Raw genomic sequence first — 15,029 nt, 5'->3', positions numbered from 1 at the left:
CATCATGACAGAAGACAGCGCCGCGCCGGTAACCGGCCATTCACCAAATGCACTCGCTTCGGTCGAGGCTGAAATTGCACGCGCCTGCAGGGAAGCGCGCCGCGATCGCGCCTCCGTCACGCTGATCGCGGTGTCCAAGACTTTCGACGCTGACGCAATTACCCCGGTCATCGCTGCCGGACAGCGCGTATTCGGCGAGAATCGGGTGCAGGAGGCCAAAGGCAAGTGGCCGGCCTTAACGTCTGTTTACCCTGATGTCGCGCTGCATCTGATCGGGCCGCTGCAATCCAACAAGGCGAAAGAGGCCGTCGCGCTGTTCGACGCCATCCATTCGGTCGACCGCCCCAGCATTTGCCAAGCGTTAGCCAAGGAAATTGAATCCCAGAAAAAGAGTCCGCAGCTGTTCGTCCAGATCAACACCGGCGAGGAGCCGCAGAAGGCCGGCATCGCTCCCGGCGAGGCCGATGCCTTCCTCGCCAGCTGCCGCGACACCTATGGGCTGACGATCTCCGGCTTGATGTGCATCCCGCCCGTGGACGAGCCGCCGGCGGCGCATTTCGCGCTCACCGCCAAGATCGCCGCGCGCAACGGATTGAAGAATCTTTCGATGGGCATGAGCGCCGATTTCGCCACCGCCATCATGCTGGGCGCCACGCATGTGCGCGTGGGCAGCGCGATCTTCGGGCATCGGTAGTCGTTGTCGTCCCGGCCTGCGCCGGGACGACGGCGGTATGTGCCGCGCCTATTTGAACCCCACCGACACCTTGCCCAGCGTACCAAAATCCACCGCAAGATGATCGCCGGCCTGGATCGGCAGCGGCGGATGGCATGTGCCCGTGGTCACCACCTGCCCTGCCCGCAAGGTGATGCCGAGCCCGCGCAGCTCGTTGGCAAGCCAGGCCAGCGCAACGCGGGGATCGCCGAGCACGTTTCTGCCGTGGCCGATATAGCGCTCGCCGCGCAGCGTGATCTGCGGCCGCTCCTCGACCAGATCCATCGCGCGCCAATCCGCCGATGTCGCCGCGCCCAGCACGAACAGATGCGCGCAGGCATTGTCGGCGATGAGCTGCGCCTCGCCGGCGCCGGCGAAATCGGTGAAGCGCGAATCGGGAATCTCGATCGCAGGATGGAAGCTGCCGACCGCGGCGAGCACTTCGTCGACGGTGTATGGCGTCGCGCGCGGCGGCAGGTCGCGGTCCATGCGGAAGGCGAATTCAGGTTCGCCGACGCGCATCGCGTTGCCCTTCATCGACGCGGTGCCGCCGTCGGCGATCACGGTGTCGTTCATGATGCGGCCGGCCAGCGGTCCCGAGACATTGATGTGCTTCTGGCCGGACTCGCTCGTTGCCGCGATCTTCCAGCCGAACAGTCCAGGCGACTGCGTTTCAAGCACGGCCTGGATGGCGTAACCGTCAGCGCGGCTCTGTGGCCGCAGCTTTGTCTCGAGCGCCTCGAGCTTGCTGCCATCGCGCCAATGCTGAACGAGGACGCGCGATGCCGCGGCGATGTGATCCTTCTCGAGCATGTGCCCTCACCCGATGATGATTCTTGTTCTTGGTCCTATCCGTCGCAGCAATTGTAGCATCGCCGCCTCGGTCATCGAAACGCAGCCCGCGGTCGGGCCGAAATTGTCGCGGGCCAGATGCAGGAACACGGCGCTGCCGCGGCCGGCGATGCGCGGCCTGGTGTTGTGGTCGATCTCGATGATGAAGTCATAGAGATGGTCGGCCCGCTTGAGCCGGTCACCGCCCTGCCCCTCGCCGCGCCGGATCGCCTGATTGTAGTGGCGGTCGTTGGGATCCTCGCACCAGGCGTCCGCGCCGGTGATGATCCGCGCCGGCAGGAAGGTCTGCGGGCGGCTGTGGCGGTCGCCGCGCCACCACAGGCGCTTGGGCCGGAAGCTGCCCCGCGGGGTCCCGCCGTCGCCCTCGCGCTTGTTGGCGAGGACGCCGCCGCGCCCCAGCGCCACCGGAATGGTCAGGTGTCCGGCCGTCAGCCAGCCCCGGCGCGGATTCCCGGCGGCAGGCTTAACGCGGATCGCCGACAGCGGTCCGGAGCGTCGATTTCTGGCGTAAGTACCTGAAGCAGCGTTGTTTTTCATGTGAACGTGCAATGTCGAATTCATTACAGGACATTCATCAAAACGGCCTGCTATTCTGAGTTAGAGTGGTTCTGGCTTGAGAATCGGTAACAGCCCACTACTTCAACACGAACAACAATAATAACGGCGACCCCTAAACTTCCCCTCGCGGCTGGGTGCGGCATGCATGCGCGCCGAGCCGGCCCCAAAAGGATGATACCCTATGGCCAATGCCCGCAAGATCCTGATCGTGGATGACGATACCGATCTGCGCGATACGTTGGTGGAGCAATTATCGCTGCACGAAGAATTTGAAGCCTCCGCCGTCGATACCGGCGCCAAGGGCGCGAGCGCCGCAAAGGCCAATTCCCCCGATCTGGTTCTGATGGATGTCGGCCTGCCCGACACCGACGGCCGCGAAGTCGTCCGTTCCCTGCGCAAGGGCGGCTTCAAGGCCCCGATCATCATGCTGACCGGGCACGACACCGACTCCGACACGATTTTGGGCCTGGAATCCGGCGCCAACGACTACGTCGCAAAACCCTTCCGCTTCGCCGTGCTGCTCGCCCGCATCCGCGCCCAGCTTCGCCAGCACGAGGCCAGCGAGGACGCTGTGTTCTCGGTCGGCCCTTACTCCTTCCGTCCGGGCTCGAAGATGCTGACCGCGGCCAATGCCCGCAAGGTCCGCCTCACCGAGAAGGAAACGGCGATCCTCCGCTTCCTCTATCGCGCCGGCCAGATGCCGGTCTCGCGCGAGACCCTGCTCCAGGAGGTCTGGGGCTACAATTCCGGCGTCACCACCCACACGCTGGAAACCCACATCTACCGCCTCCGCCAGAAGATCGAGAAGGATGCCGCCAATCCGGAGATCCTGGTCACGGAAGCCGGTGGCTACAAGCTGGTGCCGTGATACGCTTTGGGGGCGTGCGAATCGTTTTAGATGGCGCGCCCTTGAGCCTCGGATCTGAATGTCAATCGACGATGACGTAGCGCTTCTCGAGCGTGTCCCGACACTGCGCCTGTTGGGAGACGCCTCGTTGCGCATGCTGGCGATCGGCTCCGAGCAGCGTGACTTCGTCCGCGGCGACGTCCTGTTCAATCTTGGCGACGATGCCGATGCCGGCTTCGTGGTCCAGCGCGGTGCCTTCCGGGTCGACGACGGCGCGGGCGCCGAGATGATTGCAGGTCCCGGCGCGCTGATTGGCGAGCTCGCGCTGGTGGTGCCGATGAAGCGGCCGTCGAGCGCGACCGCGCTGGAGCATTCCTCCGTCATCCGCGTCGCGCGCAGCCTGTTCCAGCGCGTGCTCGAAAGCGACCCCGCCGCCGCCGTGCGCCTGCGCGATGAGTTCGCGGTGCGATCAAGTCAGATCGCGAGCGATATATTGATGGCGGGCGCGAAGCTGACGAGTTGAGAGGTGTAGTGCCGTAGCCCGGATGGAGCGCAGCGCAATCCGGGCTACTGATCTCAAACGTCCAGCGTCACCGTCACTGGCACATGGTCCGACGGACGCTCCCAGCTCCGCGCATCGCGCAGAATCCTGAAATCGCTGACCGCGTCCTTTAGCGCGCGCGAGACCCAGATGTGATCGAGACGGCGGCCGCGATCGCCGACGGTCCAGTCGGCGGAGCGGTAGCTCCACCACGTATAGACCTTCTCCGACATGGGAATGCGGTCGCGCGCGACGTCGACCCATTCGCCGGCTTCGAGCGCCGCCTTCAGCTTCTCGGTTTCGACAGGCGTGTGCGAGACGACCTTCAAGAGCTGCTTGTGCGACCACACGTCGTTCTCGTGCGGGGCGACGTTGAGATCGCCGACCAGGATGTGACGATCCTCGCCGCGCGGATGCAGCGGCTCGCAAGCTTTCATCTCGTCGAGGAAGCGAAGCTTGTGATCGAACTTCTCGTTCAGCGCGGGATCGGGAATGTCGCCGCCCGCGGGCACGTAGAAATTATGCAGCACCAGCGGCTTTGCGATGCCCGCCTTCTCGCCGAACGACACCGAGATGTGCCGCGAATCCACCTTGTCGCAGAAGGTGCGGATGTCCTTCGACTCAAACGGAATCTTCGAGACGATGGCGACGCCGTGATAGCCCTTCTGCCCGTTCAGCGCGACATGCTCATAGCCGAGCCGCTTGAAGCGCTTCAGCGGAAAGGCGTCGTCGATGCACTTGGTTTCCTGCAGGCACAGCACTTCGGGCCGCGCGCTCTTGAGGAATTTCGCGACCAGATCGATGCGCAGCCGCACCGAGTTGATGTTCCAGGTTGTCAGGGAAAGACGCATGGGACGATCTAACAAACTCCATCCGTCATGGCCGGGCTTGACCCGGCCATCCACGCCTTTTTCTGGGCCCAGAAACGTGGATGCCCGGGACAAGCCCGGGCATGACGATCATCGGAGCCGCCGTCGGGCCTCAACCCGGCGACGGTCCGTAGTTGGTGAAATCGATCTTGAACATGCTGGGGTCGAGCTTCTTGCTCGAATCCAGATTGTAGACCGCGATGGTGGTGTCGTAGCCCTGCGGGTCGGTGACGGTCCACTGCTTGAGCTGGCCGTCCTTGGCGCCGAACATCAGCAGCAGGCGGCTGGTGCCGACGAGCGCCTGCTTCTCCTCGATGGTGACGCTGACGAAGACGTCGTCGGCCGAGACGTTGACGACATTGGTGTCCTTCATCAGATCGATGCGGTCGGACAACAGGAAGCGCAGCGGCGTCTGCGACAGCGGATAGACGTCCTGGGTCGCGAGCTTGCGGTCGCGCACCACAAGCGAGGACCCGTCGGCGACGATGTCGATCGGGCTCGGCGCGTCATATTCGAAGCGCACCTTGCCCGGCTTCTGGATGTAGAAATCGCCCTGCGTCTTGCTGCCGTCGGGGCCGACCTGGACGAAATTCCCGACCAGGGTCTGGAGCGACGACAGGTACGCACTGACCTTGGCCGCCTGCGCCTTCTGGTTGGCATCGAAGGTCTGGAAGATGCTGCTGGGCACGTTGCGGCGCGGATCCGGGATCACCGGATTCGGCGGGGTCTGCATCGCGCCGGTGACGGCCGGCCCGCCGGCGGAGGCGCCATCGCGGCCCTTCGGCGCGGGCTTCGGCACGGGCACGTTCTGCGCAAAGGACGACGCAGTCACCATCGCGGCGGTGACGAGAAGCACGCCCGCGACCCGCGCGCTGCGCGCTGCGATGGTGGCGGCGAATCGAATGTCCTTGTGTCTGATCAACGCGTCGTCCTGTGTGGCTAGGCGCCTTTTAGCGTGATTTTGGGCAAAAGCAGATATCGATTCTACGTGAAATTATGTTTAGAGGCCCCTCGCCTCACATATGGCTGTCTTCTTCCTCGACCAGAATCTCACGCTTTCCGGCGTGGTTGGCGGGTCCGACGATACCTTCCAGTTCCATCCGCTCCATCAGTGAGGCGGCGCGGTTATAGCCGATTTGCAGGCGGCGCTGGATGTAGCTGGTCGAGGCCTTGCGGTCGCGTTTGACGATCGCCACGGCCTGCGCGAACAGGTCGCCGCCGCCATCGGCACCCATGCCGGTCGCGTCGAACACCGCGCCGTCCTCGTCCTCGGTCGGCTCTTCGGCGGTAACGGCTTCGAGATATTCCGGCTGGCCCTGCGTCTTGAGGTGACGCACCACCTTCTCGACTTCCTCGTCGGAGGCAAACGGTCCGTGCACGCGGCTGATGCGGCCGCCGCCGGCCATGTAGAGCATGTCGCCCTGGCCGAGCAGCTGCTCGGCGCCCATCTCGCCGAGAATGGTGCGGCTGTCGATCTTGGACGTCACCTGGAAGGCGATGCGGGTCGGGAAGTTGGCCTTGATGGTGCCGGTGATGACGTCGACCGACGGACGCTGCGTCGCCAGGATCACGTGCAGGCCGGCGGCGCGCGCCATCTGCGCGAGACGCTGCACCGCGCCTTCGATGTCCTTGCCGGCGACCATCATCAGGTCGGCCATTTCGTCGACGATGATGACGATGTAGGGCAGCGGATCGAGCGAGAGCTTCTCTTCCTCGTAGATCGCCTTGCCGGTCTCCTTGTCGAAGCCGGTATGCACCGTGCGCGTCGGCTCCTCGCCCTTGGCCTTCAGTTCGAGCAGGCGCGTGTTGTAGCCGTCGATGTTGCGCACACCGAGCTTGGCCATGTTCTTGTAGCGCTCTTCCATCTCGCGCACTGCCCATTTCAGCGCGACCACCGCCTTCTTCGGGTCGGTCACGACGGGCGTGAGCAGATGGGGAATGCCGTCATAGACGGAGAGTTCGAGCATCTTCGGATCGACCATGATCAGGCGGCACTGATCCGGGCGCAACCGGTAGACCAGGCTGAGGATCATGGTGTTGATCGCGACCGACTTGCCCGAGCCGGTGGTACCGGCGATCAGCATGTGCGGCGTGCGCGCGAGGTCGATGATGACGGGATCGCCGCCGATGGTCTTGCCAAGGCAGAGCGGAAGCTTCGCGACCGTGTCAGTGGCTTCCTTCGCGATGAGCAGCTCACGCAGATAGACTTTCTCGCGATGCGCGTTCGGCAGCTCGATGCCGATGGCATTGCGGCCGGGCACGACGGCGACGCGCGCGGATAGCGCGCTCATCGATCGCGCGATGTCGTCGGCAAGGCCGATCACGCGCGACGACTTGATGCCGGGCGCCGGCTCCAGTTCGTACAGCGTGACCACGGGACCCGGATTGGCCTTCACGATCTCGCCGCGCACGCCGAAATCCTGCAGCACGCCTTCGAGCGAGCGCGAATTGGCTTCCAGCTCGGCCTTGCTGAGCGGCTGGCGATCGCCGGCCTTCGGCGCGGCCAGCACGGAGACGGACGGAAGCTCGAACTTGTCGGAGCCCTTCTTGGACGCGGCCTTCGGCGCAGCCTTCTTCTTCGGCGCGCGCGCGGCGGGCTCCTCTTCTTCCTCTTCCTCTTCGTCTTCTTCTGCTTCCTCGTGCTCGTCCTCGTAGTCCTCGTCCTCGGCCTGCGGCGAGATCGAGGGCGCGGCGCGACCGCCGCCGAGATTGGGCTCCTGGCGGCTGAAGCCGACCGCCTTGGTCTTCGGACCGCTCGACACCAGCGAACGGTAGGCGGCACCACACAGCCAGATCAGGCGCGCCTTCGTGCTCATCAGCGCATGGAACAGCCAGCCCAGCGATACCGAGCCGCGATCGCTCTCCTCGTCCTCGTCGAGCGGCTTGTCGTCATCCTCGATATCGGCGAGCTCGTCATCGTGCTCGCGCGCGCCGAGGCCGCAGGCGATCAGGAAGGTCGCCGCCATCGCGGCGAACAGGATCGTGCCGAGGATGATGCGATAGATCGTGCCCGGCGGCCCGAAGATCACCGCGGGCGCGCGCACCAGGGCATCGCCGACCACGCCGCCGAGGCCGGTCGGCAGCGGCCAGGCGCCGCCATGCGGCCAGCAGCTGACGAAGCCTGCCGCGATCACGGTGCAGAGAATCCAGGAGCCGAGCCGCAGCGCCTCGCGGTCGAACGGGCGATGCGTCATCATGCGCCAGCCCCAGACCGCGACGGTCAGGACCAGCATGATCGCGCCGAGCCCGAGGATCTGCATCGCAAGATCGGCGCCGATCGCGCCGGCATAGCCGAGGATGTTGCGGATCGGCCGCGAGGTGGCGTGGCTGAGGCTGGGATCCTGCACCGACCAGGTCATCAGCGCTGCCGATGCGACGCCCGACAGGCCAATCAGGCCAAGGCCAGTGAGCTCGCGCATGCGCCGCGCCAGCCCCTCGCGGATCGAGGGCGGCAGATGGCCGACCAGAGGAATGACGCGTTCGATTGCCGACATGCTCACGGGCCCCGCCTAACCCAGAGTCTCGACCAGGCGGTGCAGCGCCTGCGCCGTGGTCTCGCCATCCTGCACCAGCGCGAGGCGGATGTAGCCTGCGCCGGGATTGAATCCGTCGGGCTGCTGCCGCGCCAGGAAGCTGCCGGGTACCACGCGCACGCCGGCCTCCTTGAAGAGCTTGAGCGTCACCGACACGTCGTCGCCGATCTCGGACGTATTGAGCCAGACGCAGAAGCCGGCATCGGGCCGGCGATAGCCGTAGCGATTGCCGATGATCTGGTCGGCGAGATCGAACTTGATCCGGTACAGCCTGCGGTTCTCCTCGACATGCGCTTCGTCGCCATAGGCGAAGGTCGCAACGTGCTGGAGCGGCACCGGCACCTGCGGCGCTGCGATGTTGCGCAGCTCCAGGAACATGCCGATGAACTTCTTGTCGCCGGCGGCGAAGCCGACGCGCAGGCCCGGAAGGTTCGAGCGCTTCGACAGCGACTGGAACGCGGCCACGCGGGTGAAATCGGGACCGGCGCATTCGAGCGCGCTGCCCGGCGCTTCGCGGGTGTAGATTTCCGAATAGCACTCGTCGCTGAGGATCATGAAGCCGTAGCGATCGGCGAGGCCCTTCAGGCGCGTGAAGTAATCGCGCGAGGCGACAGAGCCCTGCGGATTGGCGGGCGAGGCCAGATAGAACGCCACCGTGCGCGCCAGCGTTGCTTCGTCGATGGCATCGAGATCGGGCAGAAAGCCGTTCTCGACCGTGGTCGGCAGATAGACCTGTTCGCAGGCCGCTGCATCGGCACCGGCGCCATAGACCGGATAGAACGGGTTCGGCATCAGGACGGCGGGCTTGCCGGGCTTCGGGCCGACATAGCGGGCGGCCGCGATCGCGGCGAGGAACAGCCCTTCGCGGCTGCCATTGAGGACGAGAATCTCGCTCTTGGGGTCGAGCTGTCGCGGCAGCTTGAAGCGCGAGGACAGCCAGGTGCTCGCGGCCTGACGGAACGGGTCGGTGCCCTGGTTCATCGGGTAGCGGCCGAAATCGGCGATGTGCTTGGCCAGCACCGGGCCGACGAAATCCGGCACCGGATGCTGCGGCTCGCCGACGGCGAGCGAAATCAAGGGCTTGCCGGGCTGATGCGGCGCCAGCAGCTCGTTCAGCCGGACGAAGGGCGAGCGTGCGTTGTTGGAGCTTCCACCGTCCAGCGGCGCACGGGTTGAAGCGGTCATGACCATTCTGGGCGCCAGTACTCTTGGAACGGCCGGTCGCACCAAGGCGCCGGCGGGAAGCGGGTCAGTTCACCATAGATAGGGCGAGGTTAAGACGCGATTAACCATCGGCCGGCGGTCCCGTCCAGAGCGGGAAAAATGGGGCCGGATAACAACGGGATGCATGGCGGCTGATCAAGGCCGCGGCTTTTCGTCGAAAGCGACGTTTGCTGGCGCTGTGGGGCGAGGATATTTCGGCAACGTCATGGCCGGGCTTGTCCCGGCCATCCACGACCTTTCCTGGTGCGCTCAAGAACGTGGATGCCCGGGACAAGCCCGGGCATGACGAAATTCGCGCTATCGCGCCCCTAATGCCCCGGCAGCTTCTCGAACGTTTTCATGCCCGCGGGGATCGCGTGGAACTCCTGCATATCGCAGGTGTAGATCGCCATCTGCGGCTGGAATTGCTTCGGCTCGTCCAGCGTGCCGACCTTGAGGATGGCGGCGGGCAGGCCCGGGACCTTGGTCACCAGATGCGTGCCGCATTCGGCGCAGAATTCGCGCGTCACCGCGCGCTCGAGGTCCTTGCGCGTGAACTGCTTGGGCTGGCCGCTGACGTAGCTGAAGCCGGCCGCCGGCATCGCGATGAAGGTGTTGGGCGCGCCGCCCGAGATGTACTGGCATTCGCGGCAGTGACACTGCGCCTGCATCATCGGATCGCCCTCGGCCTTGTAGCGCACCGCGCCGCAATAGCATCCGCCTTCCAAACGCATGACGACCTCCCGGTTGTTGTTCTTGAGGTCGATATTTCTGCGCCGGCGATCCGGAATGGCAATCTTTTTCTTCGGCGACTGGTCAAAAAGAAAGGGGCTCCAACTTGCGCTGGAGCCCCTCAACGGTCGGGGCATTGCCGGGTATGTGCCCAAACCGTAGGAGTGGACGCGGCCCCCGAGGAGACCGCGCCCGGGAGGAGAGCGTTACATGTTGTAGGCGCGCTCGGTGTGCTCGGTGATGTCGAGGCCTTCACGCTCGCTCTCGACATTGGCGCGGAGGCCAACGATCACATCGACGACCTTGTAGAGGATCGCCGAACCGACGCCCGACCACACCAGCGTGGTGCCGACGCCCCACATCTGCGAGATCATCTGCGCCGCGAAGTCGTAATCGGCAACCTTCGGCGGGATCGCGGTGTAGTCGATGATGCCCGCGCCGCCGAGGGCCGGGTTCACCAGGATGCCGGTGCCGAGAGCGCCGACGATGCCGCCGACGCAGTGGACGCCGAACACGTCGAGGCTGTCATCGTAGCCGAGCGCGTTCTTCACGACGGTGCAGAAGAACAGGCAGACCACGCCGACCACCAGGCCGAGGACGATCGCACCCATGACACCGGCGAAGCCGGCGGCGGGCGTGACGGCGACGAGACCCGCGACAGCGCCGGAGATGACGCCGAGCACCGACGGGTGACCCTTCACGATCCACTCCGCGAACATCCACGACAGCGCGGCGGCTGCGGTGGCGACGAAGGAGTTGGTCATGGCGAGCGCAGCGCCGCCGTTGGCTTCGAGGTTGGAGCCGGCGTTGAAGCCGAACCAGCCGACCCAGAGCAGCGAGGCGCCGATCATCGACATGGTCAGCGAGTGCGGAGCCATCAGCTCCTTGCCGTAACCGACGCGCTTGCCGATCAGGAGAGCGCCGACGAGACCTGCGATGCCGGCGTTGATGTGCACCACGGTGCCGCCAGCGAAGTCGATCGCGCCCTTCTTGAAGATCCAGCCGGCGTCGGCGTTGATCTCGTCGAGCTTGGCCTGAGCCGCGGTCTTCGCCGCCGCATCACCCGCCGCAGCCAGAGCCTTGGCCGCATCCTGGATCGCGTCCGGGCCGGGCCAGTACCAGACCATGTGCGCGATCGGGAAGTAGATCAGCGTGACCCAGAGCGGGATGAACAGCGCGATCGCCGAGAACTTCATGCGCTCGGCGAAGGCGCCGACGATGAGGGCGGGCGTGATCGCCGCGAAGGTCATCTGGAAGCACATGTAGATGAGCTCCGAGATGTTGGCGTCGACCGAGAAGGTCGCAGCCTTCGAGTCGGTGGTGACGCCCATCATGAAGGCCTTGGAGAAGCCGCCGATGAAGTCGGAACCGCCAGTGAAGGCGAGGCTGTAGCCGTACACGGCCCAGATCACGGTGACGACGCAGACGGTGTAGAACACCTGCATCAGGACGGAGAGCATGTTCTTGGAACGGACGAGGCCGCCGTAGAACAGCGCGAGGCCGGGGATCGTCATCAACAGCACCAGCACTGTCGATGTCAGCATCCAGGCGTTGTCTCCCTTGTTGACCGTTGGCTCGGCGTAGGCTGCGGTCGCAGCGAACAGGCCGACTGCGAGAGCCGCCAATCCCGCGCCATAGGGACGCTTGAACGTCATATTATTCACTCCTGATTGGATAAGGTTGAGCGCGAAATCAGAGGGCCGCAGCATCGGCCTCGCCGGTGCGGATACGGACCGCGTGGTCGAGGTTGATGACGAAGATCTTGCCGTCGCCGATCTGTCCGGTTTTCGCCGCGGACGTGATGGCGTCGATGGTCTTGTCGACCTGATCGGAGGCGACAGCGACCTCGATCTTGATCTTGGGCAGGAAGCTCACGGCGTATTCGGCGCCGCGATAGATTTCCGTATGGCCTTTCTGACGGCCATATCCCTTGACTTCCGTCACCGTGAGACCGTGAACGCCAATGGCGGTCAGGGCGTCACGGACTTCTTCCAGCTTGAATGGCTTGATAATCGCCATAACAATTTTCATGGGTCCTATCCCCGCTTGGGCCCGGTCCGGACGTGGCCGGGCGTGTCTCGACTGGTTCGCCACGAGGGAGAAGTTTCACTACGCGGGCACAGCCGGGACCCCTAGAATCAAATGCCGTGCCAGATCGGGTGCATTGCCTAACGGACTATGAAAACGGGTGTTTTCGCGCCGGACGGGTATTGCGGTGCAGTGCGCTATTACGTCGCGCTCAAAACCTGACCACATCTGCTCAAAATGCAGGCATGACAGGCGGCCGACACAATGTTGCTCACGCGCCGGGCAGCTCGACGGTATCTAATTACGCCAAAAGCCCATGAACGGGCGTGTCCGTGCCGCGAAATACCGGATAGCCCGCCGTCCTGCTCATGGGATGCGCGCTAACCGGCCGGCCAGCCCGCGCCGCCCTGGACTCCCCAAGCGGTATCCGGCTGGAGCCGCCGACAGTCCGTCAGGCGGCCTCCCGCTCCGCAAAGACCCGGTCGATCAATCCCCATTCGACGCCTTGCTGCGCGGTCATGAAGTGGTCGCGGTCGAGCGTCCGTTCCACCTCCTCCTCGGAGCGCCCGCAATGCTGCGCATAGAGGCGGATGAGGCGCCGCTTGGTTTCCTGCATTTCGTTGGCGTGGATCAGGATGTCGGACGCCTGGCCCTGGAAGCCGCCGAGCGGCTGATGCACGTGAAGGCTGGCATTGGGCAGCGCGGCGCGGTGACCGGGCTCGCCGGCCATCAGCAGGAACGAGCCCATGGAGCGCGCGGTGCCCATGCACAGCGTATGAACCGGCGCCTTGATGAACTGCATGGTGTCGTACATCGCAAGGCCGGAGGTGACCACGCCGCCGTAGGAGTTGATGTAGAGATTGATCGGCCGGTTGGGATTCTCCGCTTCCAGGAACAGCAGCTGCGCGCAGACGAGGCCCGACATCGCATCATTGACCTCGCCGTTGAGGAAGATGATGCGCTCGCGCAGCAGCCGCGAGTAGATGTCGAAGGATCGTTCGCCGCGCGCGGATTGTTCGACGACCATAGGGACGAGCTGAAGCATGTCGCGCATCGGCGACCTCCATGTCTGCAGGTGATGAAGTCTTGTGGGTGTTAGGCGGCTGCGCGCATCAGGCAGCAATTGCTGTTGGCTGCTTGCGGCAGTTTTACGCTGATTGCCTGCTGGATGATGCGAAAGCGTGTGCCGCCGTCTTCGTTCGGCTCGACCTTGAAGATGACGTGGCTCTCGCGAAACGGCGGTTCGGAATCGCGCAGCCGATAACGTACCTCTTCGCCCGGAATCGATGTCTCCGGCTCGGCGCCGGCAAGATCGCAATCCGGCAGCCAGCGCTCGCGCAATTCAGGAATGGTCACCGCGCGCCAGACCTTTGCCGGCGGTGCATCGAACTCATATTCAAGCACCAGCTTTGTGTCCGGGCGATCGGATTCGACTGCATCGCTCATTGATCCAGATCCTTATTGATCCATGTCCTTCAGGAGGTCAGCGAGGGCTTCCATGCGCTTCGGCCAATAGGCGCGATAACGCGCGAGCCATGCCCCGATGGCGGCGATGCCGTCCGGGTCGACTTCGTAATTCACAAAACGGCCCTGCCGCTCTTCGCGCACGAGGCCTGCCGCGCGCAGCACCGAGAGATGCTGCGACATCGCCGGCTGGCTGATCTCCAAACCGTCGCGTAAGGCGCTGGCATTGAGGCTTCCGCCAGCGAGCTTTTCAAAGACCTTTCGGCGCGTCGGGTCGGCCAGCGCCTTGAAGATGTCGGCTTTGATCATGCCAACACATAAGCACTTACTTATGTGTCGTGCAAGCCCTACTGTAGAGCTTCGCCGTGCTGCGAGATATCGAGTCCCTCGAGCTCGTGCTCACGGGAGACGCGCAAGGGTACGAACAGGCCGACCAGCTTGAGCAGGATGAAGCTGACGCCCCCCGCCCAGACAAAGGTGACCGCGACGCCGTAGAGCTGGATCAGCAACTGCCGCGGATGGCCCTCGAGCAGGCCGGCGGTGCCGCCGATCGCGCTGGTGGCGAACACGCCGGCGAGCAGGGTCCCGGTCAGGCCGCCGATGCCGTGGACGCCGAACACGTCGAGGGAGTCGTCATAGTTGAAGCGGTGCTTCAACCAGGTGCAGGCCCAGTAGCAGACCGCGCCGGCGACGATGCCGATCACGATGCCATGCCACGGCGCGACGAAGCCCGAGGCCGGCGTGATGGTGCCGAGGCCGGCGACCGCGCCCGAGATCATGCCGAGCACCGAGGGCTTGCGCCGGGTCGACCATTCGATCGCGCCCCAGGTCAGCGCGCCGGAGCAGGCCGCAAGATGCGTCGCGATGATCGCCAGCACCGCGCGCGAATTGGCCGCGCCCGCCGAGCCGCCGTTGAAGCCGAACCAGCCGACCCACAACAGGCCGGTGCCCATCACCGCGAGCGAGAGATCGAAGGGCGAGAGATTTTCGGTGCCGTAGCCATGACGGCGTCCCATCACCTTCGCGGCGACGAGGCCGGCGGTGCCGGCCGACAGATGCACCACGAGCCCGCCCGCAAAGTCGAGCACGCCCATGCTGTTGAGGAAGCCGCCACCCCACACCCAATGCGCCAGCGGAATGTAGACGAAGATGAACCACGCGACGGAGAACAGCAGATAGGCCGAGAACCGCATGCGGTCGGCGACCGAGCCCGCGACCAGCGCGACCGTGATGATCGCGAACGTCATCTGGTAGAGCATGAACAGCGCTTCCGGGATCGTCTTCGCCGCCGGGTTGACGCTGTCGAGGGTCATGCCCGCCAGGAACCACCGGTCGAGCGTGCCGATCCACGGGCCGTCGCCGACGAGGCAGAGCGAATAGCCGAACGCGACCCAGAGGATCGAGATGATCGTCACCGCGGCGAGGCTTTGCGCCATGGTGGCGAGCACGTTCTTCTTGCGCACCATGCCGGAGTAGAACAACGCGAGCCCCGGGATCGTCATCATCAGCACCAGCGCGGTGGCGACGATCATCCAGGCGGTGTCGGCGGTGTTGATCTCGGAATCCGCGGCGTATGCGGGCGCGGCAATAACCGACACAAATCCAATTCCCGCAGCCATAGCAGCTGCGCGGCGCAACAATCCCGCCATATCGTTCCCCCCGGCATCAATTGGCGTCGCACGCTGTGGCG

16 protein-coding genes are annotated in these 15,029 nt (G+C 64.7%); 3 read left to right on the top strand and 13 right to left on the bottom strand.

Annotated features, from left to right (window positions below; translation table 11 throughout):
- Positions 1-4 precede the first annotated feature (4 nt).
- Positions 5-694, top strand: coding sequence for a YggS family pyridoxal phosphate-dependent enzyme (locus tag A7X65_RS13120; RefSeq protein ID WP_063685343.1), 690 nt, complete (start codon positions 5-7; stop codon positions 692-694).
- A 48-nt stretch (positions 695-742) separates the two neighbouring features.
- On the opposite strand, the gene A7X65_RS13115 is transcribed toward A7X65_RS13120, so the two are convergent.
- Both A7X65_RS13115 and A7X65_RS13110 read right to left on the bottom strand, forming a co-directional pair.
- Positions 743-1,525: a 2-keto-4-pentenoate hydratase gene (locus A7X65_RS13115; RefSeq protein WP_063685341.1), complete on the bottom strand. Its 783-nt coding sequence runs from the start codon at positions 1,523-1,525 to the stop codon at positions 743-745.
- A gap of 6 nt (positions 1,526-1,531) precedes the next feature.
- Positions 1,532-2,101: a L,D-transpeptidase family protein gene (locus A7X65_RS13110; protein WP_063685339.1), complete on the bottom strand. Its 570-nt coding sequence runs from the start codon at positions 2,099-2,101 to the stop codon at positions 1,532-1,534.
- Between the two features lie 202 nt (positions 2,102-2,303).
- Between A7X65_RS13110 and A7X65_RS13105 the strand changes: the two genes are divergently transcribed.
- Positions 2,304-2,990: a response regulator transcription factor gene (locus A7X65_RS13105; protein WP_008142830.1), complete on the top strand. Its 687-nt coding sequence runs from the start codon at positions 2,304-2,306 to the stop codon at positions 2,988-2,990.
- A gap of 58 nt (positions 2,991-3,048) precedes the next feature.
- Positions 3,049-3,492 carry a cyclic nucleotide-binding domain-containing protein gene (locus tag A7X65_RS13100; RefSeq protein WP_063685338.1) on the top strand — a complete coding sequence of 148 codons (444 nt, stop codon included), beginning with the start codon at positions 3,049-3,051 and terminating at the stop codon, positions 3,490-3,492.
- A gap of 53 nt (positions 3,493-3,545) precedes the next feature.
- Here the strand turns inward: A7X65_RS13100 and xth are convergent, their stop codons facing one another.
- From xth to A7X65_RS13045, 11 genes are all read right to left on the bottom strand, one after another.
- Positions 3,546-4,361 carry an exodeoxyribonuclease III gene (xth, locus tag A7X65_RS13095; RefSeq protein ID WP_063685336.1) on the bottom strand — a complete coding sequence of 272 codons (816 nt, stop codon included), beginning with the start codon at positions 4,359-4,361 and terminating at the stop codon, positions 3,546-3,548.
- A 130-nt stretch (positions 4,362-4,491) separates the two neighbouring features.
- Positions 4,492-5,214 carry an outer membrane lipoprotein carrier protein LolA gene (locus tag A7X65_RS13090; protein WP_063687653.1) on the bottom strand — a complete coding sequence of 241 codons (723 nt, stop codon included), beginning with the start codon at positions 5,212-5,214 and terminating at the stop codon, positions 4,492-4,494.
- Between the two features lie 181 nt (positions 5,215-5,395).
- Entirely contained in the window at positions 5,396-7,879 is a 2,484-nt protein-coding gene (locus tag A7X65_RS13085; protein ID WP_063685334.1) for a DNA translocase FtsK, read from the bottom strand.
- A gap of 9 nt (positions 7,880-7,888) precedes the next feature.
- Positions 7,889-9,103: an aminotransferase class I/II-fold pyridoxal phosphate-dependent enzyme gene (locus A7X65_RS13080; RefSeq protein WP_063685332.1), complete on the bottom strand. Its 1,215-nt coding sequence runs from the start codon at positions 9,101-9,103 to the stop codon at positions 7,889-7,891.
- Between the two features lie 341 nt (positions 9,104-9,444).
- The gene (locus tag A7X65_RS13075) at positions 9,445-9,849 is read right to left on the bottom strand and encodes a GFA family protein (RefSeq protein ID WP_063687651.1); all 405 of its coding nucleotides are present in this window, start codon (positions 9,847-9,849) and stop codon (positions 9,445-9,447) included.
- 204 nt (positions 9,850-10,053) lie between these two features.
- Complete coding sequence (locus A7X65_RS13070; protein WP_063685330.1) at positions 10,054-11,502, bottom strand: ammonium transporter; 1,449 nt, start codon at positions 11,500-11,502, stop codon at positions 10,054-10,056.
- Between the two features lie 37 nt (positions 11,503-11,539).
- The gene (locus A7X65_RS13065) at positions 11,540-11,878 is read right to left on the bottom strand and encodes a P-II family nitrogen regulator (RefSeq protein ID WP_008142813.1); all 339 of its coding nucleotides are present in this window, start codon (positions 11,876-11,878) and stop codon (positions 11,540-11,542) included.
- A gap of 448 nt (positions 11,879-12,326) precedes the next feature.
- On the bottom strand, positions 12,327-12,929 hold the full coding sequence (locus A7X65_RS13060; protein WP_063685328.1) for an ATP-dependent Clp protease proteolytic subunit: 603 nt from the start codon (positions 12,927-12,929) through the stop codon (positions 12,327-12,329).
- Between the two features lie 41 nt (positions 12,930-12,970).
- The gene (locus tag A7X65_RS13055) at positions 12,971-13,321 is read right to left on the bottom strand and encodes an SRPBCC family protein (RefSeq protein WP_063685326.1); all 351 of its coding nucleotides are present in this window, start codon (positions 13,319-13,321) and stop codon (positions 12,971-12,973) included.
- A 12-nt stretch (positions 13,322-13,333) separates the two neighbouring features.
- Entirely contained in the window at positions 13,334-13,648 is a 315-nt protein-coding gene (locus A7X65_RS13050; RefSeq protein WP_063685324.1) for an ArsR/SmtB family transcription factor, read from the bottom strand.
- A 38-nt stretch (positions 13,649-13,686) separates the two neighbouring features.
- The gene (locus tag A7X65_RS13045; RefSeq protein ID WP_063685322.1) at positions 13,687-14,988 is read right to left on the bottom strand and encodes an ammonium transporter; all 1,302 of its coding nucleotides are present in this window, start codon (positions 14,986-14,988) and stop codon (positions 13,687-13,689) included.
- Positions 14,989-15,029 lie beyond the last annotated feature (41 nt).

It is taken from the genome of Bradyrhizobium stylosanthis, assembly GCF_001641335.1.
In the GTDB taxonomy this organism is placed as follows: domain Bacteria; phylum Pseudomonadota; class Alphaproteobacteria; order Rhizobiales; family Xanthobacteraceae; genus Bradyrhizobium; species Bradyrhizobium stylosanthis.
The sequence above is the reverse complement of the archived record's forward strand: the minus strand, read 5'-3'. Positions and strand labels throughout refer to the sequence as shown.